Raw genomic sequence first — 17,812 nt, 5'->3', positions numbered from 1 at the left:
GGCGTCGTCGTCTCCGTCCGCGAGCAGTACGCTCGATCAGGCGACGAGCTGACCTCGGCGCCGTCATGGTCCACGGAGGAACCCATGCCACTCACCAGAGTCCACAATCTTTCGATCTCCCTCGACGGCTTCGCGACCGGCGAGCCCCAGTCGGCCGAGGCGCCGTTCGGCCACGCCGGTGAGCGCCTGCACGAGTGGATGTTCGCCACCCGCTTCTGGGACGCCGCCGGCTCCGCGGGCGTCGACGATGCTCTCGCGCGGCAGCACAGCCAGGGCATCGGGGCCGAGATCATGGGCGCGAACAAGTTCGGACCGCCGGGCTGGCAGGACGACACCGACTGGAAGGGCTGGTGGGGTCCCAACCCACCGTTCCACTCGCCGACCTTCGTCCTCACCCATCGACCGCGTCCGTCGCTGGAGATGGAGGGTGGCACCACCTTCCACTTCCTCGACGCTCCCCCGGCCGAGGCCCTGGCCGCCGCCTTCGAGGCGGCCGATGGCCAGGACGTACGCCTAGGGGGCGGTGCGACGGTGGTGCGGGACTTCGTCGCCGCCGGCCTCGTCGATCTGATGCACCTGGTCCAGGTCCCGATCGTCCTCGGTCGCGGCATACGCGTCTGGGATGGTCTGGAGGGCGCCGAGAACGACTACGACATCGAGGCCGTCTCGACCCCCAGCGGTGTCACCCACCTGACTTTCACCCGGAAGTCAGCCGCAGCCCCGCAGCCCTGACCGGCCCAATTGTTCGAGGAACCGTTCGACGTCCCTCCTCGAGCGAAGTCGGACGAACCGGAGAGGGGCATGGCGAGGGTCGACCAGCGCTGCCTCATACCTCTCGATCTGCGGCGCGTACGAGTCCCACGCCCAGCGGATCACCGAGTCGCTCGACCTCCAGAGCCGAAGCCCGCCCCAGCCCTCACGGTTGCCGTTCCAGAGCTCCTCACGCCTCGCGGCGCGCCGCAGCGTACGCAGGGTGACCTGCACCATCACGCGCCACCGCGGCGGATTGACCCAGACGACGAGTTCCGCTTGCTCCCACACCAAGGTGCCGACCTTGCTCTGGTAGTTCCCGTCGATGACCCAAGCGTCTGCGCGGGTCACCTCGCGGACCCTGTCCGCGAACACCTCCGGCTCCTCCTCGACCCACCCCGGACGCCAATGAATCGCATCGAGCTCGATGTACGGCACGCCAAGGATGCCCGCCAACCTTCTGGCGACCGTCGACTTGCCCGACCCCGAGGATCCGACCACCGACACCCGCCGGACCGAGCCGGCCACCTCAACCATCCGGCGATCGTAGTGCGCGAGGGCATGGCGCCTTGACCGCCGTCGCATTGTCGACGACGGCGATTGGATCCCCGGGCGGCTCGAGCCAGATCCGGTCGGCCTATCTGCGTCTGGTGAACCGGATGTCGCCGTTGGGTAGGCGTTCATGGAGGTAGGCGGGGTCGTGGGCGCGGTGGTGGTGATGGCTGCAAAGGAGCGCGGCGTTGTCGAGGTCGGTTGTTCCGCTTTGTGCCCAGGCGAGCCAGTGGTGGGCTTCGGCCCAGGTGCCGGGGATGTCGCAGCCTTCGGCTTCACAGGTCGCTGACCTGAGCAGGAGCGCGCGGCGTTGCGCGGCGGTGAAGAAGCGTTCCTTGCGGCCGAGGTCGAGAACCTCGGAGGCACCGCCGAGCACGGCGGGGACGATGTTCGCGGTGCACGCGAGCCGGCGGGCTTCGGCTGCGGTGATCGGGGCGCCGCCGAGGATCTGGCCGATGCCGGCGTCTTTGCGGAGCTGGTCGAGGTCGATGGTCACGATCACCGTGGTCGCATCCCCACCGTGGATGGGGAGCCGGGTCGGGTCGAGGGTCTCCAGCATCTGGCAGAACGCTCGTCCGAGCCTGCGGTCGTAGGGCAGGTAGTCGCCGGTCTCGGTGCGGGTGCCGTCGTCGCGTCGCGGTGAGGCGAAGGCCTCCAGGTTGGTGGCGAGCCGGTCCGCGGCCGCGTCCGGGATGACCGCAGTGATGCGGGTGGTGCCGTCCCCGACCCGGCGCATGGCCAGGCGGGTCTTCTTGTGGGCGTGGGCTTCTTCGGCTGCGAGCCGTTTGGCTTCTTCGGCTTCGGCGATCTCGGGGGCGATGAGATCCAGGATCCGGCGCCCCAGGCGGCGCAGCCGGGCGGGGTCGAGCTGGGTCGCGTAGCCGACCAGAGCCTCTTCAGCTTTGGACTTGATCTCGGGGTCGAGGTCGCCCGGCAGTTCGTCGAGAGCCGCGACGATCACCTCGGCTTGGGCGAGGTTGCAATCCCCGGCGCGCATCGCCGCCGCGACCCGGCCCTAGGTCCGATCCAGCGCGGCCGCGAGCCGCAGGTCGGCTCGCAGGACCTCTGGGCGTTGGTGGGTGTGGTGATGCAGCCACGCGGCCACATCACGCGCAGCGCTGTCCGCAGCCACATCATCAGCAGCCGCGATCACGCGTAGCTCGAGCTCCGCCAGCTGGGCTTTGGCCCGGGCGATCTCGACGAGTGCGGCGGCCTTCTGATCGGTCGCCATGAACGACGGATTCGCATCCGCCACCTGGTCCAGGGAGGCGGTGATCGCGACCACGGCCTCCAGCACAGGATGCTGGGGCTGTTGCAGTGCGGTCATCACGATCACCTCCCGACGTACGAACTCAAAGGATCTGCACACACGCAGATCCGGCTTTGGTTCGCTGGTCCCGGAGGCCCGTCAAACACGGGCTATTACTTACCCTCGCAGCTCAGCGCTCACGCCCCTGGATCCCCTGGAATACCCCACACCCGTTGTCTCCCGGGCGGAGAGGCACGCCTCTGTCGAGGTGGTCGGCCTTCACGTTCACGCCTACCCCCACCCTAACATATTATGGGCCGCCAGGCACGCGGAAACAGGAAAGGAAACAGGTCGAAAACCCGATCAGGGACAGATATCCCCAACCCAAACTCGAACCGCTGCTGGAAGCCCGCAAGACACCCGAATGGCACCAACCCAGACACCCTGCTTCTAAATCTCCCAACCCAGACAACGTATTGGCCCCACCCGTGCTGGAACCAGACACGAGACCAAACGGACACACATCAAGACCCCCGCCCGCAGGCGGCCAGCGAGCCGCCAATCAGTGCAGCCCAACGTCCGCCGCAGTCACACGCCAAGCATGAAAGGCGACCGTGAGCCCCGCCCGCGTAGGAGCACAGGTAAACGGCCCGGCCCCAGCTACGAGGTCCGGCGCGAACGGGACAAGACGAACCAACTGAAGAGCGCCACCGTCGACCCCGGCCCGAACAGCCAGCGCGTCGCCGGATCGGCTGACCCGGATGAGAACCCTGCGGTCGCGCCAGTCAGGCACCGGCGCCAGCGACCAGTCCGACCTGCCATCGGTGACGACGGCACCGACCTGCGGTCGACCGTCGGCAAACTCGACGCCTGCCTTGACCCAGTGAGCCTCGCCGACGCGTACGAAGATCCCGGCCTGGTCGAACTGCTGCGAGAAGGCGGCCGTGAACTCGACCTCGACCGCGGTGTCTTGGTCGAAGGGAGCCAGCAGGGCGTGCTCGCTGTCGTGGACGAACCCGTAGGAGGTCGTACGCCAGGCGTCACTCCCCTCTCCCGCGGTGACGAGGAGGTCGGAACCCCGCTCGACAGCGGCGACAGGCGGATGGGTCCATTGCCCGCTCCCCCAGCGGATCGACGTCGGCTTCAAGGCGTCAGCCCTCGCTGATGGTCATTCTGGCGATCCGGTCGCCGTCGACGTCGAAGACGAACTTCGAGCGTCCGTTGGCATGGGTGGAGCGCCAGTCACCGACGACGGTCACCGCGGCGCCCGCAGTCTGGACCTCTTCGACGGCGAGGGTGCCGTTCGCGCCGATGAACTCGTTGTCGCTCCACCCCTTGATCTGCTCTCGTCCGGTGAAGACCCGTCCCCAGTCGTCGACAGCTCCACCCTCCGCGAATGCGTCCAGGAAGGCGGTCTCGTCGTGTCTGTTGACGGCCTCGATGAAGGCCGCGACCGGCTCCGGGATCGTCTGGTCTGTCATGTGCACTCCTTCTCAGCGGGTGGAGTAACCACCGTAAGCACGACGTGGTGACGAACCCGGCTCATGACGACGCGGTCGCCACGGACTCAGTGTCGCTCCTCGAGCCCCACGGCCTGGCGCAGCGTACGCACCGAGTCGGCGAGGTCCTCGTCGTCGCGAGCCCGGGACTCCATGAGGTCGGAGAGCGCCGTGGCGATGACGTTGAGCTTCTCGTGGGCCGCCTGCTCCGAGCGCCGCCCAGCGTTCTGGAGCAGCACCAGCAGCAGCAACGAGAGGACCGAGGACCCGGTGTGCACCGCCAGCTCCCACTTGGTGCTCGAGGACCAGAAGGGAAAGCTCACCGCCCACAGCAGCAGAGCGCCCACGATCACGTAGAAGAAGGGAGCATGGCTGACCACAGAGGTGACCACCTCCACGAAGCGTTCGAAGGCGTTCCGCCCGTCGCCTCGCTGGCGTGACTTCCTGGCGCTGTTCTCTACCGTCATGCGGTCACCGTAGCCCCGATCAAGCAGCGATGACCGAGGTGGCCAGGACGTACGCGGCCGTGCCGGCGAAGATGCTCAGCGTCATGCTGCCGCGCCACAGGTGCAGGCCGATGGTGATCGCGAGTGCCAGAACAGCCGGACCGGCCGACGCCGCCACGACAGGATCGGTGTCGCGGAGGGTGTAGACGGCGAGGATGACCATCATCCCGACAGGCATCCGTTCGCCGATGTGGGCCATCAGCGCGCTGTGCCGAAGCGGCGCCAGCATCGCGAACGGGGCGGCGCGGAGCGCCCAGGTCACGGCCGCGGAGACGGCGATACCGGACAGGACGTACCAGGGATCAGGCACGGCGGCTCCTCCAGGCGGCGAAGAAGTACGAGCAGACGAGCGCCGCGGCGAACATGCCCATCGCGATCAGCAGCATGTTCTCTCCCGAGACCAGCGCCGCGAGGATCGCGCAGGCGAGCGCGAGAGCCGGGATCGGCAGCGACCGGCGGACCTTGTACGCCTCGAGCCCGAGCACGACGAACAGCGCGGTGACGGCGAACTCGAGGCCCACGACCTCCGGCGGGATCATGGAGCCGACCCCTGCGCCGACGGCCACGCAGACCACCCAGGCGAGATGGAAGAAACCCTGGATGCTGAGGATCCTCGCCCGCGACCACTCCGCCGACTCCGGTGTCACGGTGAGCGCATAGGCCTCGTCGGTGAGCGCGAAGGTGCTGTACGCCTTCCACCCGGCGCCGCGCACGCGGTGCAGCGGGAACGAGATCGCGTAGAAGACGTGGCGGAAGTTCACCAGCAGGGTGCTGACGGCGATCTGCGCCAAGGGCGCCGCGGCAGCCAGCAGGCCGACCAGCAGGAACTCCATGGTGCCCGCGAACACGATCGCGCCGAGCACGGGCGCCCACCACCAGGCGAGGCCGGAGTGGACCACCAGCACGCCGAGCGCGAGGCCCAGCGGGATCACCGCGACACATGCGGGCAGCACGGCCCGCCACCCTGCGGCGATCTCCTCGCGAACCCCTGTCGGCTCGCGGTTCGCCGTGTCCATCTCCATCACTTGCATACGAGCAAGCGTAGGAGGGTCCCGGCACTCTTGGGTTGCCCATCGACGATGCTAAAGTGCCACTATGCGCAATGATCATCCGATCGATGACCTGGATCGCGCAATTATTGCCGAACTGGAAGACGACGCCCGACTGAGCAACACCGAGCTGGCGCGACGGGTCGGACTGACCCCGGCGCCCTGCCTGCGCCGCGTGCAGCGCCTGGAGCGCGACGGGGTGATCAGGGGCTATCACGCCAGCATCGACCCGAAGAGCGGCGGACGCGGGTTCGAGGTCATCGTCGCGATCGACATCGCGGTCAACGACGGCAAGACCATCGAGGACTTCGAGACCGCAGCCGTCGCCGTTCCCGAGGTCACCGAGATGCGGCGCATGCTCGGTCAGCCCGACTACTACCTGCGCGTCCAGGTCGCCGACCCCGAGGCGTACGAGACGCTTCTCCTCGGGACGATCTCGCGGCTGCCAGCGGTGAGCCGCCTGCTCTCACACCAGACGATGCGGCTGGTCAAAGGCTAGAGCCGCGGACGGGAAGCCAGATCAGACCGATCGTACGCAGCGAAACCCGATGTGGGTGGTCGCGGTGTCGTCAGCCTGCGGTGAGCGGGCTGCCGGCCGGTAGCGCAGGCAGTACTCCGGGGCGCACAGGTGCGAGCCACCCTTGAGAACCCGACGCGGGATCGTCGACCCGTTCTCAGCGCTCGCGGCTGCCTGAGCCGCCTCCCGCGACGACGGCCCACACCGGCAGCCGTCGCCACATCCACCCTGCGCCTCGAGCAGGTTCACGGGCTCGCGCTCGAGCTCGGGTTCGTGTCGCTCGGTGTAGAAGTCGGTCGTCCATTCCCAGACGTTGCCGATGCAGTCCACCAGGCCGTAGCCGTTCGCCGGGAAGGTCCCCACCGGCGAGGTGCCCACCCATCGGGCGGCGCCGGTGTTGCGCCATGGGAAGGAGCCCTGCCAGGTGTTCGCCATCAGGCGGCCGTCCGGGTGCACCTCCTCACCCCACGCGTACGTCGCGTCGGCCAGGCCGCCGCGGGCGGCGTACTCGAACTCGGCCTCGGATGGCAGTCGCTTGCCGGCCCACTCGGCGTAGGCCTGGGCATCCTCCAGGGCGACCTGGGTGACCGGATGGTTCTCCCTGCCCTCGATCGATGACCCGGACCCGAACGGGGACTTCCAGCTCGCGCCCGCACCCCACGCCCACCACTGCCGCCAGTCGCGCAGGTCGACCGGCCCCCGGGTGGGCACGAAGACGAGCCCACCCGGGACCAGGTCAGCCGGATCGGCGCCTGGGAAGTCGGCCGGGTCCAGCGGCCGCTCGGCCACGGTGAGGTAGCCGGTGTCGGCGACGAACGCGGCGTACTGGGCATTGGTCACCGGATGCAGATCGATCTCGAACGCCGCGACGGTGCGCTCGTGGACCGGGCCTTCGTCCGGATAGAACGCCTCCGAGCCCATCTTGAACGTGCCGCCGTCGAGACGGATCATCCGGGTCGGTTTCGACTTCTCGGCCACGGGCCCCGACTCTACGCGTCCCCCGCTCAGTCGCGAGCCAAGGCCGCTAGAGCCTCGGTCTCGAGGTCGAGGTAGCTCTCACCACTGACGTCGACGGCGACGCCGAGGATCTTCCCCCCGGTGAACGCGAACGGCGCCCGGTAGCTGCGGCTGACCGCGTCGGCGCTGTCGTAGCCGCCGCAGAGGCCGTCGCCGCACAGGGTGAACTTGCCGACCTGGGCTCGCATCTCCCCGCTGGCCACGATCTGGTCGTCGACGTAGAGGTTGGTGGTGCCGACCGACTCCTTGTACGGCCCGGCGCCTTCGCGGATGAACTCCATCCCCAGCGCGTGCGGTCCCGGGGTCAGCGGCTCGGAGACGAAGGTCTGCTCCGGCGGGATGCCGAGGAAGTTGTAGACGTAGTGCAGCTTGTCGTCCTTGATGAACAGAGCGTGCCCTCCGAACCGGGAGCCGTGCGCGAAGATCACGCCTTCGGCGCCCTCGCTGAGGTCGACGTCCGCGATGATCTTGTACGAGCGACCTCGCACGCTGACCGCGACGCCCTCCGGGACCGCCGAGGTGCCCGGGTAGTAGATGTAGCGGCTGCGCGTCGGCTCGGACGTCGGACGGTCGAGGGTGAGCTGCTCCATCGCGGTGCGGTCGTCCAGCGGCAGCGCGTTGTTGATCTCGGCCTCCTCGAACCAGGCGGCGACCAGCTCCTGGACCTTCTCGGGGTGCTGGTCGGCGAGGTTCTTCGACTCCGCTCGGTCCTCGTCGACGTGGTAGAGCTCCCACTCGTCCTCGTCGAAGTGGCCCTTGCCGGTGATCGGCGGGTGGGTGGCCGCCACCTTCCAGCCGTCCTGCCACAGCCCGCGGGTGCCGCTCATGCTGTAGAACTGGCGCTTCTTCTGGGTCGGCGCGTCCGCGGCATCGAAGCTGTACTTCATCGACACGCCCGCCAACGGCGCCTGCTCGACCCCGCGGTACACCTCCGGCATCTCCAGTCCGGCGAGCTCCAGGATGGTCGGCACGATGTCGGTGACGTGGTGGTACTGGTGCCGGATCTCGCCCTTGGCCTCGATCCCCTTCGGCCAGTGGATGACCAACGGGTCGCAGGTGCCGCCGGAGTACTGGCTGTACCGCTTGAACATCTGGAACGGCGTGCTGAACGCGGCCGTGCAGCCGGTCGGGTAGTGGTTGTACGACTCGGGCCCACCGAGGTCGTCGAGCCGGGCCAGGTTCTCGGCGAGGTCGTCGGGATAGTTGTTGAAGAACTTGTTCTCGCTCACCGACCCGTGCGTCGACCCCTCCCCCGACGCGCCGTTGTCGGCGCAGTAGAAGACGACGGTGTTGTCCAGCTGACCGGTCTCCTCCAGGTAGTCGATGATCCGACCGACCTGGGCGTCGGTGTACTCGCTGAAGCCGGCGAAGACCTCCGCCATCCGGGCGAAGAGCCGCTTCTCGTCGTCGCTGAGCTCGTCCCACGGCTTGACGTAGTCGGCCGGGTTGGCGTCCTCCTCGGGCATCGGGTTGAAGGGGGTAAGCTCGGTGCCTTCGGGCAGGATGCCCTTCTCCACCATCCGGGCGAGCACCCACTCACGGTAGGCGTCGTAGCCGTCGTCGAAGAGGCCCTTGTACTTGTCGATGTACTCCTGCGGAGCGTGGTGCGGAGCGTGGTTGGCACCCGGGCAGAACCACATGTACCAGGGCTTCGACGGGTTCGAGGCCTGCTGATCGCGAAGCATCTTGATCGCGCGGTCGGCGAGGTCCTTGGAGAGGTGGTAGCCCTCCTCCGGGGTGTAGGGCTGCTCGATGAAGTGGTTGTCCTCGGCGAGGTCGGGATACCACTGGTTGGTCTCGCCCCCGAGGAACCCGTAGAACCGGTCGAATCCCAGCTGCAGCGGCCACTGCTTGCGACTGCCACCAGCGGCATTGTCCTGCTCGGGGACGTTGTGGTCCTTGCCCAGCCAGAACGTGCTGTACCCGTTGTCCTGCAGGATGTGGCCGACGGTCGCGCAGTCCTCCGGGATCCGGCCGGAGTTGCCCGGGAACCCGTTGGTGGACTCCATCAGCGAGGCGATCCCGTTCCGGGTGTGGTTGCGGCCGGTCAGCAGGCAGGACCGGGTCGGCGAGCACAGCGCGGTGGTGTGCCACTGGGTGTAGGTCAGTCCGTTGTCGGCCAGGCGATCCAGCGTCGGCATGTTGACCCGACCGCCGTATGGCGACCAGGTGGCCATGCCGGTGTCGTCGTAGAGGACGACGAGTACGTTGGGCGCGCCCTCCTTAGCCGCGGGCGGCACGTACGGAGACCAGTCCGGGACCGAGTCCCGTACGTCCAGGTTGATGACGCCGTTGAATTCCTTGTCGGGCACGACTCGTCCTCTTCTCCACGATCCGGGCAGTACACCGACCGTCAGACGAGATCGACAGGACTCGACTCCGTCCGGCGTGGTCGGCCACGTCCACTCTTTGCACAGATCGCCGTGGTTTCTTCACCCGGTTTGGGTGACTCCGCGATCACCGCGAAGGGCGGAGCACCTGCCGCGTACGGTCGTCGGCGGGAACGAAGGTCTCCAGATGGAGCCCGTTGAGCGTCACGTCGGCGGCGCTCTCGATCTGGCTGGCGACGCTGAAGAAGCGCAGCAGATGGCCACCAATCTCGATCTCCAGCGGGACGACCGGGTCGGCCAACGGTCGGGCGGACGGCTCTCCACCGGAGGAGTAGGCGGTGACCTCGTCTCGGAGAGCGACCAGGGCAGGCTCGCCGCCGGTGTGCGTGATGCGCCGACCGAGCTGGTGGAGCAGGTGTGCTCGCCAGACCGGCAGGTTGCGGATGGCCCCGGCGAGCCCTCGCGGATGCAGACAGAGGCGGATCACGTTGAGCGGCGGCTCGAGCAGCATCGGGTCGCAGCCGGCGAGCAGCGCGTCGACGGGCTCGTTGGCATCGACGATGTCCCAGTGGTCGTCGAGGAGCAGGGCCGGGTACGGCGCGTGGGCGTCCAGCAGGCTGCGGAGACCGGCCATCACCGGTGCGAGCGTGGCGTCGTCGGTGGCGCGCTGCGGATAACGAGGCGCGAAGCCGCCGGCGAGCAGGAGTCGGTTCTGCTCGGCCATGGGCACCCGCATCACCTCGGCCAGCCGGACGATCATCTCCGGTGTCGGCCGGGAGCGGCCGTTCTCCACGTAGCTCAGGTGCCGGGTGCTCACCTCTGCCTGAGTGGCGAGGGCGAGCTGGCTCAGGGAGCGCAGCTCGCGCCAGCGGCGGAGCTCACCGCCGACCGACGATGGCGGTGAGGTCAGAGTCGAGGTCACGGCCCGAGGCTAGCCAACCCGGGATCGCGAGGGCCATGACCTCGGAGGTTATCGACCGATGCCCGGCCCGACAGCGAACCTTCTTCCACAAGCCCATCGAGAGAAGGAAGACACCATGAACGACATCGTGACGCGCTACCTCGACACCTGGAACGCGACCGACGAGTCGGCACTCACCGACCTGCTGGCCACTCACTGGGCCGACGACTGTGTCTATGTCGATCCGCTCGCCGAGGTCCAGGGACGCGAGGCGGTCGCCGCGACCATCCAGGCCGTACGCGCACAGTTCCCCGGCTTTGTGTTCACCGCGGTCGGAGACGTCGACACCCACCACCAGCAGGCCCGCTTCCAGTGGGGTCTCGGACCGGCCGGCGAGGAGCCGATCATCATCGGCTTCGACGTGGTCGTCCTCGACGACGACCAGCGCATCCGGGACGTACGCGGCTTCCTCGACAAGGTGCCCGCCTGACACACGACCGGACCCGGCCGACGGCTGGACCTAGCCGTCGGCCGGGCCTGCTCACCCTCGGACGCGCGACGCCCTCCAAGGACTGATCGACGCCTCACCGAGAGGATGACCGGACGCCGATATCCGTCTCGGGCCAGAGCGATCCCGCAGCGTGCCCCATCAGCAGCTTGGGGTAGTAGGACCAGGCGAACCATGGCGCGACCGTCGAGCTTCCCAGCGCGCGGTCGAGGACGAGACCGCCGGCGGTCAGAGCCAGCCCCAGGCTGCGCCGATGGGTCGGAGAACGTCGGATGACGGCGGTCGACAGCATCATGTAGCCGTACTGGGCCAGGGCCCAGGAGGCGCCGTTGTCGCGGGCACCCACGCGGTGATCAGCCCAGGCGACCACGACAGGATGTCCGTGCAGCGCTGCGAACCTGAGGTGGTCGGCATCGTCCTGGCCGGCACGCTCGTACCACCGGACGGACGCTCGTGTGTTGTTCACGTACGCGCCACCAATCAGGTCCAAGGCCAACCCGGCCATGATCGTCGTCGACCCGGCGCCCGCCCCGCTGCGCCTCGCCCACATCGCTGCCCCGACCATTCCGACGACTGCGGACCCGAGGGCGATCGTGGTGTTCGTACGAGTGGCCTCCGGGCCCACCAGGTTCGCCCAGCCGCTCTTGACGGATTCTGCCCAGACGCTCATCGGTCGCCTCCCAGCTCGGTTGAAACTGCTGGCTGGCTCTCGGCGAGGTCCTGCGCGGCGGCGATCACCTCGGCTGAGTTGGTGATCATGGGCAGGTGCGCGCTGGCGATCTCGGTCACGCCGCGTGCGCCGAGCTGCCCTGCGTAGCCTCGCTGCATGGTGGCGGTCAGCTCGGCATCATCCGTGGTGACGACGTACTCCTTGAGCGGCACGGCATGCATTGCCTCGTGCCCCGTCGTGCGGGTGGTGAAGTACTTCAGCGGTTCGGGTTCGAGGTCGGCGATCAGCCGCTGCACGGTCTCTTCGTCGAGCCCCGCGGCGAGGCCTTTGCGGATAACTGACTCGGGTGGTCGGGTGCCCGCGACGCGGAGGATCAGCGGGAGCAGGATCTTGTTGGGGAACGGCAGCGAAGAGGCGAAAGAGGCGCCGGAAGCGGGGATCACCGCGGCGACTCCGAGCACTGCGGCCACTCGACCCGCGGCGAGGCGTGCCAGCTCGGTGGCGACCACGCCTCCAGCAGAGTGCGCGACGACACCGAAGGGTCCCTCCGGGGCGGCGTCGAGAGCCGCTCGCGCGTACTCAGCGACGGTGCCTGAACCTGGCACAGGGCGAGGAGCAACCGCCGACGGGGCCGCGATCCCGGAGCGAACCTCGTCCCAGACCCAAGCGGGAAGCCCGGCACCGGACAGGAAAAGAAGAGGAAGTGTCATACGTTTCAAACTACGGCTAGAGGCCGACAGGCGGATGTCGGCATTAGGGTCGCGTTGTGGCGTTCTCCAGATCGGCCGATCCGCATCTGACTCTGCGTCGGATCGAGCGGCAGCACGCCCTCATCGAGCAGCTGCGATGGCAGCGCGGCGTACCGAAGTCGGCACTCGCACTGGCTCATGCTCTCGAGGTGACCGCTCGGACCGTCGAGCGCGATATCGCCCAGATGCGTGAGAGCGGGATCCCCATCCGGGTTCAGCGAGGCCCGGGAGGCGGCTATCTCCTGGATGTGCGGGCGAAGCTGGACCCCATCTCGCTCGAACCGGACGAGGTCGCGGCGCTGATCGTTGCGCTGGTTGCGCTCGGCCCCACAGCGACCGACTCGGCGCGGACGAGCATGCACAAGCTCACCAAAGCGCTGCTGCCCCAGGGGTGACGGGGGCTCCTTCGCACGTGCTGACGATCACGTCGGCAGGACTGCCTGCGCGTACGATCGAGGCAGGAGCTGCCCCTGGTTCCCCAATGACGGGAGTCCGGATGTCCGGCACCGATTCACCCCTGTCCATCGTCCCCAGCTCGTCGAGCAGCACGCTGCTCACCCTCGGGATGCTCGCCGCCTCCTCGATGGAGAACGAGCGGCGGCTGCCGATCCACCCTCACCACCTCGATCGGATCGACCCCGACATCCGCGCGCGGATGATCGTCGAGCGTGGCTACGGCGCTGACTTCCAGCTGGAGCCTGGGTACGTCGAGTCGCGGGTCGGCAGGGTCGCGGATCGCTCCGCGGTGATCGAGGCGGCGGACGTGCTGCTGCTGCCGAAGCCGCAGGCTGCCGACGTGGAGGTGATCCCCGAGGGCCGTGTGCTGTGGGGATGGCCGCACTGCGTGCAGGACACCGGGCTGACGCAGACGGCGATCGACCGCCGGCTCACGCTCATCGCGTTCGAGGTGATGAACCACTGGAGCCACCGCGGTGACTTCAGCCTGCACGTGTTCCACAAGAACAACGAGCTGGCCGGCTATTGCTCGGTGCTCCATGCCCTTCGCCTCATCGGATCGACGGGCATGTACGGGCCTCGTCGGAGCGCGGTCGTCATCGGCTTCGGTGCGACGGCACGGGGCGCGGTGACCGCGCTCACGGCGCAGGGCATCCACGACATCCAGGTCCTCACCCAGCGCGGCGTCGCGGCGGTCGGCTCCCCGATCCACGGCGCACACATCGCCCAGCTCAACACCGGCGACGGCGAGATCCACCTCAGCGAGGTGCTCACGAGGGATGGCGACGTGCTGCTCCCCGAGTTCCTGGCATCGCACGACATCGTCGTCAACTGCACGCTCCAGGACGTCGCAGCACCGTTGACCTATCTGCGTACCGAGGATCTGGCGGGGTTCGCCCCGGGCAGCCTGATCGTCGACGTCTCGTGCGACGAGGGCATGGGGTTCGAGTGGGCGAAGCCCACGACGTTCGACGACCCGATGTTCACGGTCGGCGACGGCGTCAACTACTACGCGGTCGACCACACCCCGTCGTACCTGTGGAACTCGGCCACCTGGGAGATCAGCGAGGCTCTGCTGCCGTTCCTGCGTACGGTCATGGAAGGACCGGCCGCCTGGGAGACCGACCTGACCGTCACCCGGGCGATCGAGATCCAGGACGGCGTGATCCGCAACCCGAGCATCCTGAGCTTCCAGGATCGCGACCCGGCTTATCCGCACGTTCGCGCGGGATCGGTGCTCAACGGATCAGTCAGTTCGAACTGACTTCAATGACGGCCAGTCGGTGAGTGGGCGTGGCTCATGGAGCCGCCCCTTGCCGGACCGGTCGCCCGCGGTGTGGACCAGCAGATACTGATCGCCGGAGAAGACCCAGAACCTCCCCCTCTCCCCCGGAACCGGCATCACCCATCCACAGGCGAGCCTGCAGAGACACCGGCGGCCGTCTGCGCGGTCTGGTTCTTCGACCCAGGATCAGGATCGTCCCCGACGACGTACGCGGTCACGACCGCTCCGGCTAGGAACACCACGGCGGCGATCGCCCCCATGAGCGCCGTGCGGCGCCGGTTCGCGCGCGCGGGGTGCCCGGGCTGTGCCGGTAGCCCCGGTTGCCGCAGTGTCGCCTGCAGCGCCCGGGGAGCTCCGTCGACGATCGACCGCAGCGCCTCAGCCAGTCGGGCGCCGGGCGGGCGCTTCGCCGGCTCCTTGTCCAGCAACTGCTCGATGACATCGCCGAGCGGCCCCGGGACGTGGACGGAGGGCGGCTCGTAAGCGACGGCGAACGTTGTCGCCGCGAGGTCCCCGCGGGCGAAGGGGGGTCTGACCGGTCGCCAGGAAACACAGCGTGACACCGAGGGAGAACAGATCGCTGGCCGGACCGACAGGCGATCGCGCAGACGTTCCGGGGCCATGTACTCGGCCGAGCCGATCACGCTCCCCGTGCCCGTGAGACCGGTGTGCCCGGACAGGGCGGCGATACCGAAGTCGGTGAGCACGCTGCTGCCGTCCGCGCGCAGAAGAACGTTGGCCGGTTTCACGTCGCGATGCAGCGCGCCCGCGGCGTGGACCGCCTCCAACGCGGACAGGATCTCCAGGCCGACGCGGGCCGTCTCCGCCGGCGACAGGAGACCTCTCGATCCCACTCGGTCGCTCAGCGAGCCACCGGGGACCAGCTCCATGACGATCCAGAGACCGCCGTCGAACTCCACCAGGTCGTAGATGTCGATGACATGCGGATGAGTCACCCGGGCGATCGCCCGCGCCTCCGACAGCACCCGCCGCGTCGACACCTGCTGCTCGTGCCCACCGCCGACGGCATGGAGCTCCTTGACGGCAACCGTCCGCTGCAGCAACTGGTCCCAGGCACTCCACACCGTGCCCATGCCGCCGCTGCCCAGCCGGTCGGCGAGCACGTACCTGTCAGCGACGACTCGCCCGCCCACGCCTTCGATCACGACGCGACAATGTACAGGCCGACCTTCAGCGCGAACCGAGTGATCCTTCTCCATGTTCGGTGACTACGTGTGCCTCTGCGCCAGGGTCCATATGCTCGTGTCCATGCCAACGCCGCTCTCGACTGCTGCCCAGGTCGCCGAGGCCCTGCACGACGTCGCCGACCCGATCGAGGAGGCGAAGATCCGCAACCGCGTCGCCGACGATGAGCTCGTGGTCGGGGTGCGGATGGGCACGCTGTTCGACATCGCGAAGTCTGCTGTCGATCTACCAGGAACGGAGCTCGACGCTCTCTTCGAGCATCCGGCGTACGAGATGCGTTTGTCAGCGTTCTGCGTCCTCGACTTCCGCGCCCGACGGAACCTCACGAGCGACGAGCGCGCGGCTCTCGCCCGCATCTACCTTGATCGACATGACGCCATCAGCACGTGGGACATGGTGGATCGGGCGGCCCCGCGGGTGCTCGGCTGGCCGATCCTCATCGAAGCCGTCGATGGCGCCGTGCTCGACGAGCTCGCGTGCGCTGAAGATCCGCTCCGACGCAGATCAGCGATCACGGCACCACTCTGGTTCATCAAGAAGGGAACGTCCGCGGACGTCGAACGCGGGCTCGCGATCGCCTCGGCTCTCGACGGCGACGAGCATCCTCGCGTCCGATCCGCAGTCGAGATCTATCGAAAGCACGCACGCCAGCGGAACGCGTCCCGAGACTGAAAGAAAATGGCTCCGTGAAATACACCAACTCGATCGAGATCGCCTTGCCCAGGGAACAGGTGGCCAGCCTGCTCGCTGACCCCGGTCAGCTACCGAAGTGGTTGCGCGGAGTGGTGGTGCACGAACCGGTGAACGGAGTGCACGGCGAGCTCGGCACACAATCGCGGGTCGTGATGCAGTCAGGCCAGCAGACGATGGAGCTGACCGAGACGATCACGCGGCGAGATCCGGAGGATCTGCACAGCATCCCGAAGGAGGTCGTCGTTCACTTCGCCCGGGAGATCGCCGGCCCTGGCATGTGGAGCGTGGCGCGCGATCGGCTGACTGAGACCAGCCCAGAGACAACTCTGTGGGAGCAGGAGAGCGAATACCGGTTCACCAGCCTGCAGATGCGACTGGTGGGGCTCCTCATGCCACGCACCTTCCACAAGCAGTCGCAACAGCACATGCGGGACTTCAAGGAGTTCGCAGAGGACGGGAAAGACGTCCGCGAAGGCGAGAGCTGACCTCCCGAACTAGCAAAGCGCCAGGAATCTACTCGGCGCTCAGCGGCAGCTTCGCGCCTTCCTTATTATCGATATTGCGGACCTTTGATGTCGATGATAGCGTCAAAGAGACCCATTCATGACATCGACCGAGGCTCTACCGAAAGGTCGCCATGCCTGCACGAATGAAGAATGTGTACAAGCTCTCTGCCGATGGTTATCGAGGGCTCAATGCAGTCGAGGAGTACGTGAACAGCAGCGGGATCCCCCGGGGTCTCCTCGAGCTCGTGCGGATCCGAGCCAGTCAGATCAATGGGTGCGCGGTCTGTATCGACATGCACTCACGTAAGGCGCGGTCGGTGGGCGAGAGCGATGAGCGCCTCTGGTCGGTCGCGGCATGGCGGGATACACCGTTCTTCACCGACGCTGAGCGCGCGGCGCTGGCACTGACCGAGGCGATCACCCGCATCGCCGACAACTCCGAGGGAGTTCCCGACGACAGCTGGGACGAGGCCGCCGATCATTTCGAAGATGCGGAACTGGCGGCGCTGGTGACCGCAATCGCATCGGTCAACGCGTGGAACCGAATAAACGTGGCTACGCGACTGAATGCCGGTAGCTTCCGCTGACCGTTTGAGTGCTCCGCCATGAACACATTCGACGTGTTGCAGAGCTTCGACGGCGAGCTCGCGGTAGCAGCTTGTCCGCCCTTGCGGGGGATCCGACTCCCTCGCAAGGGTGATCACCCGCGACGCCGGGATCGCCAGAGTCGGAGACATGACGATCAAGAAGCTTCTCCACACGTTCCACCCCACCGCTCCGGCCGTCGGCGACACCGAGCGGCCGGTGCCGCGATGGATCATGCGGCTGGCCTACGCGATGCCATTGCTGCTGCTGCCCTCATGCCTGTGGCGGCTGCCCTTCGCGTTCCACTTCGAAATGGGGCAGCAGCAGGACGGGTACATGCCGGCCTTGTGGCTGAGCATCCCGTACGTGTTCGGGCTCAGCGTGCTGTCGGAGCTGGTCGCGTTCCTGTGCATCGGGCTGGTCCGCGGTTGGGGCGAGGTCGCCCCCGCACGGCTCCCGTTCATCGGCGGCAAGCACATTCGGCCGATGGCGGCGGTGATCCCTGCCCTGCTCGGTGGTCTGGCCCTCACCGCGTTGTTCGGATCCATCCCGCTCGGCGGCGGTCAATCACTGACCGCGTTCGGCATCGCTGACCACGTCACCTACGACAATGGGTGGTGGGAAGCGCTCGCGATGATCTGCACCGCTCCGCTCCCCTTCTGGGGACCGGTCGTCGTCGTGCTCGCCGTCGCCTACTACGTGCGCCGCCGTCCCGGCGCCGGCGATCAGGCGCCTGCGCCCGGCACCGACCAGCGCATGTCGGCGGACGTGTGACCGGGCTGCA

At 67.7% G+C, this 17,812-nt stretch carries 23 protein-coding genes and 1 pseudogene; 9 read left to right on the top strand and 15 right to left on the bottom strand.

Annotation, left to right across the window (positions count from 1 at the left end):
• The first annotated feature begins 84 nt into the window (after positions 1-84).
• Positions 85-732, top strand: a complete 648-nt coding sequence (locus BJ988_RS03135; RefSeq protein WP_179656667.1) for a dihydrofolate reductase family protein — start codon at positions 85-87, stop codon at positions 730-732.
• Here the strand turns inward: BJ988_RS03135 and BJ988_RS03130 are convergent.
• The 9 genes and pseudogenes from BJ988_RS03130 to BJ988_RS03095 form a co-directional block, all read right to left on the bottom strand.
• Positions 709-1,287, bottom strand: coding sequence for an AAA family ATPase (locus BJ988_RS03130; protein ID WP_179656666.1), 579 nt, complete (start codon positions 1,285-1,287; stop codon positions 709-711). The genes BJ988_RS03135 and BJ988_RS03130 overlap by 24 nt on opposite strands.
• A 100-nt stretch (positions 1,288-1,387) precedes the next feature.
• The gene (locus BJ988_RS30855; RefSeq protein WP_343051830.1) at positions 1,388-1,561 is read right to left on the bottom strand and encodes an HNH endonuclease; all 174 of its coding nucleotides are present in this window, start codon (positions 1,559-1,561) and stop codon (positions 1,388-1,390) included.
• A 42-nt stretch (positions 1,562-1,603) separates the two neighbouring features.
• Positions 1,604-2,302, bottom strand: a pseudogene (locus tag BJ988_RS03125) (DUF222 domain-containing protein); the annotation flags it as partial.
• Between the two features lie 15 nt (positions 2,303-2,317).
• Positions 2,318-2,629 carry a hypothetical protein gene (locus tag BJ988_RS03120; protein ID WP_179656664.1) on the bottom strand — a complete coding sequence of 104 codons (312 nt, stop codon included), beginning with the start codon at positions 2,627-2,629 and terminating at the stop codon, positions 2,318-2,320.
• Between the two features lie 484 nt (positions 2,630-3,113).
• Positions 3,114-3,698, bottom strand: coding sequence for a DUF1349 domain-containing protein (locus BJ988_RS03115; RefSeq protein ID WP_179656663.1), 585 nt, complete (start codon positions 3,696-3,698; stop codon positions 3,114-3,116).
• A gap of 4 nt (positions 3,699-3,702) precedes the next feature.
• The gene (locus BJ988_RS03110) at positions 3,703-4,032 is read right to left on the bottom strand and encodes a nuclear transport factor 2-like protein (RefSeq protein ID WP_179656662.1); all 330 of its coding nucleotides are present in this window, start codon (positions 4,030-4,032) and stop codon (positions 3,703-3,705) included.
• Positions 4,033-4,118: 86 nt separating this feature from the next.
• Positions 4,119-4,517 carry a low affinity iron permease family protein gene (locus tag BJ988_RS03105; protein WP_179656661.1) on the bottom strand — a complete coding sequence of 133 codons (399 nt, stop codon included), beginning with the start codon at positions 4,515-4,517 and terminating at the stop codon, positions 4,119-4,121.
• A gap of 19 nt (positions 4,518-4,536) precedes the next feature.
• The gene (locus BJ988_RS03100; RefSeq protein ID WP_179656660.1) at positions 4,537-4,866 is read right to left on the bottom strand and encodes an AzlD domain-containing protein; all 330 of its coding nucleotides are present in this window, start codon (positions 4,864-4,866) and stop codon (positions 4,537-4,539) included.
• Positions 4,859-5,587, bottom strand: a complete 729-nt coding sequence (locus BJ988_RS03095) for an AzlC family ABC transporter permease (RefSeq protein WP_179656659.1) — start codon at positions 5,585-5,587, stop codon at positions 4,859-4,861. The genes BJ988_RS03100 and BJ988_RS03095 overlap by 8 nt, the downstream gene beginning before the upstream one ends.
• Before the next feature lie 64 nt (positions 5,588-5,651).
• On the opposite strand from BJ988_RS03095, the gene BJ988_RS03090 reads away from it, so the two are divergent.
• A complete protein-coding gene (locus tag BJ988_RS03090) occupies positions 5,652-6,104 on the top strand; it encodes an Lrp/AsnC family transcriptional regulator (protein ID WP_179656658.1) in 453 nt (150 codons plus the stop codon).
• Between the two features lie 21 nt (positions 6,105-6,125).
• Here BJ988_RS03090 and BJ988_RS03085 read toward each other — a convergent pair whose 3' ends face one another.
• The 3 genes from BJ988_RS03085 to BJ988_RS03075 form a co-directional block, all read right to left on the bottom strand.
• The gene (locus BJ988_RS03085; protein WP_343051434.1) at positions 6,126-7,100 is read right to left on the bottom strand and encodes a formylglycine-generating enzyme family protein; all 975 of its coding nucleotides are present in this window, start codon (positions 7,098-7,100) and stop codon (positions 6,126-6,128) included.
• 26 nt (positions 7,101-7,126) lie between these two features.
• The gene (locus BJ988_RS03080; RefSeq protein ID WP_179656657.1) at positions 7,127-9,451 is read right to left on the bottom strand and encodes a sulfatase-like hydrolase/transferase; all 2,325 of its coding nucleotides are present in this window, start codon (positions 9,449-9,451) and stop codon (positions 7,127-7,129) included.
• A gap of 145 nt (positions 9,452-9,596) precedes the next feature.
• The gene (locus tag BJ988_RS03075; RefSeq protein WP_343051433.1) at positions 9,597-10,391 is read right to left on the bottom strand and encodes a helix-turn-helix domain-containing protein; all 795 of its coding nucleotides are present in this window, start codon (positions 10,389-10,391) and stop codon (positions 9,597-9,599) included.
• A 115-nt stretch (positions 10,392-10,506) separates the two neighbouring features.
• On the opposite strand from BJ988_RS03075, the gene BJ988_RS03070 reads away from it, so the two are divergent.
• Positions 10,507-10,860: a nuclear transport factor 2 family protein gene (locus tag BJ988_RS03070; RefSeq protein WP_179656656.1), complete on the top strand. Its 354-nt coding sequence runs from the start codon at positions 10,507-10,509 to the stop codon at positions 10,858-10,860.
• A 94-nt stretch (positions 10,861-10,954) separates the two neighbouring features.
• Here BJ988_RS03070 and BJ988_RS03065 read toward each other — a convergent pair whose 3' ends face one another.
• Entirely contained in the window at positions 10,955-11,548 is a 594-nt protein-coding gene (locus tag BJ988_RS03065) for a hypothetical protein (protein WP_179656655.1), read from the bottom strand.
• Positions 11,545-12,258 carry an alpha/beta hydrolase gene (locus BJ988_RS03060; protein ID WP_179656654.1) on the bottom strand — a complete coding sequence of 238 codons (714 nt, stop codon included), beginning with the start codon at positions 12,256-12,258 and terminating at the stop codon, positions 11,545-11,547. The genes BJ988_RS03065 and BJ988_RS03060 overlap by 4 nt, the downstream gene beginning before the upstream one ends.
• A 56-nt stretch (positions 12,259-12,314) precedes the next feature.
• Between BJ988_RS03060 and BJ988_RS03055 the strand changes: the two genes are divergently transcribed.
• Positions 12,315-12,692 carry an HTH domain-containing protein gene (locus BJ988_RS03055; protein WP_179656653.1) on the top strand — a complete coding sequence of 126 codons (378 nt, stop codon included), beginning with the start codon at positions 12,315-12,317 and terminating at the stop codon, positions 12,690-12,692.
• A 101-nt stretch (positions 12,693-12,793) separates the two neighbouring features.
• Positions 12,794-14,017: a N(5)-(carboxyethyl)ornithine synthase gene (locus BJ988_RS03050; protein WP_218860560.1), complete on the top strand. Its 1,224-nt coding sequence runs from the start codon at positions 12,794-12,796 to the stop codon at positions 14,015-14,017.
• Positions 14,018-14,154: 137 nt separating this feature from the next.
• Here BJ988_RS03050 and BJ988_RS03045 read toward each other — a convergent pair whose 3' ends face one another.
• Positions 14,155-15,204 (bottom strand): protein kinase domain-containing protein, encoded by a 1,050-nt coding sequence (locus tag BJ988_RS03045; RefSeq protein ID WP_179656651.1) that lies wholly within the window; start codon positions 15,202-15,204, stop codon positions 14,155-14,157.
• Positions 15,205-15,307: 103 nt separating this feature from the next.
• Between BJ988_RS03045 and BJ988_RS03040 the strand changes: the two genes are divergently transcribed.
• The 4 genes from BJ988_RS03040 to BJ988_RS03025 all read left to right on the top strand — a co-directional run bounded on the left by BJ988_RS03040 (position 15,308) and on the right by BJ988_RS03025 (position 17,802).
• Entirely contained in the window at positions 15,308-15,916 is a 609-nt protein-coding gene (locus BJ988_RS03040; protein WP_179656649.1) for a DNA alkylation repair protein, read from the top strand.
• A gap of 14 nt (positions 15,917-15,930) precedes the next feature.
• Positions 15,931-16,422, top strand: coding sequence for an SRPBCC family protein (locus BJ988_RS03035; protein WP_179656647.1), 492 nt, complete (start codon positions 15,931-15,933; stop codon positions 16,420-16,422).
• Between the two features lie 152 nt (positions 16,423-16,574).
• Positions 16,575-17,030 (top strand): carboxymuconolactone decarboxylase family protein, encoded by a 456-nt coding sequence (locus tag BJ988_RS03030; RefSeq protein ID WP_179656645.1) that lies wholly within the window; start codon positions 16,575-16,577, stop codon positions 17,028-17,030.
• A 148-nt stretch (positions 17,031-17,178) separates the two neighbouring features.
• Entirely contained in the window at positions 17,179-17,802 is a 624-nt protein-coding gene (locus BJ988_RS03025) for a hypothetical protein (protein ID WP_179656643.1), read from the top strand.
• Positions 17,803-17,812: the final 10 nt, after the last annotated feature.

This window comes from Nocardioides panzhihuensis (assembly GCF_013408335.1).
Lineage (GTDB): Bacteria > Actinomycetota > Actinomycetes > Propionibacteriales > Nocardioidaceae > Nocardioides > Nocardioides panzhihuensis.
The sequence above is the reverse complement of the archived record's forward strand: the minus strand, read 5'-3'. Positions and strand labels throughout refer to the sequence as shown.

What these genes read in the sequence shown, in the direction of transcription:
- BJ988_RS03120 (WP_179656664.1), bottom strand. Translation starts at nt 2,629, where the DNA reads ATGACCGCACTGCAACAGCCCCAGCATCCTGTGCTGGAGGCCGTGGTC.
- BJ988_RS03105 (WP_179656661.1), bottom strand. Translation starts at nt 4,517, where the DNA reads ATGACGGTAGAGAACAGCGCCAGGAAGTCACGCCAGCGAGGCGACGGG.
- BJ988_RS03135 (WP_179656667.1), top strand. Translation starts at nt 85, where the DNA reads ATGCCACTCACCAGAGTCCACAATCTTTCGATCTCCCTCGACGGCTTC.
- BJ988_RS03070 (WP_179656656.1), top strand. Translation starts at nt 10,507, where the DNA reads ATGAACGACATCGTGACGCGCTACCTCGACACCTGGAACGCGACCGAC.
- BJ988_RS03090 (WP_179656658.1), top strand. Translation starts at nt 5,652, where the DNA reads ATGCGCAATGATCATCCGATCGATGACCTGGATCGCGCAATTATTGCC.
- BJ988_RS03040 (WP_179656649.1), top strand. Translation starts at nt 15,308, where the DNA reads ATGCCAACGCCGCTCTCGACTGCTGCCCAGGTCGCCGAGGCCCTGCAC.
- BJ988_RS03095 (WP_179656659.1), bottom strand. Translation starts at nt 5,587, where the DNA reads ATGCAAGTGATGGAGATGGACACGGCGAACCGCGAGCCGACAGGGGTT.
- BJ988_RS03050 (WP_218860560.1), top strand. Translation starts at nt 12,794, where the DNA reads ATGTCCGGCACCGATTCACCCCTGTCCATCGTCCCCAGCTCGTCGAGC.
- BJ988_RS03060 (WP_179656654.1), bottom strand. Translation starts at nt 12,258, where the DNA reads ATGACACTTCCTCTTCTTTTCCTGTCCGGTGCCGGGCTTCCCGCTTGG.
- BJ988_RS03065 (WP_179656655.1), bottom strand. Translation starts at nt 11,548, where the DNA reads ATGAGCGTCTGGGCAGAATCCGTCAAGAGCGGCTGGGCGAACCTGGTG.
- BJ988_RS03030 (WP_179656645.1), top strand. Translation starts at nt 16,575, where the DNA reads ATGCCTGCACGAATGAAGAATGTGTACAAGCTCTCTGCCGATGGTTAT.
- BJ988_RS03110 (WP_179656662.1), bottom strand. Translation starts at nt 4,032, where the DNA reads ATGACAGACCAGACGATCCCGGAGCCGGTCGCGGCCTTCATCGAGGCC.
- BJ988_RS03130 (WP_179656666.1), bottom strand. Translation starts at nt 1,287, where the DNA reads ATGGTTGAGGTGGCCGGCTCGGTCCGGCGGGTGTCGGTGGTCGGATCC.
- BJ988_RS03025 (WP_179656643.1), top strand. Translation starts at nt 17,179, where the DNA reads ATGACGATCAAGAAGCTTCTCCACACGTTCCACCCCACCGCTCCGGCC.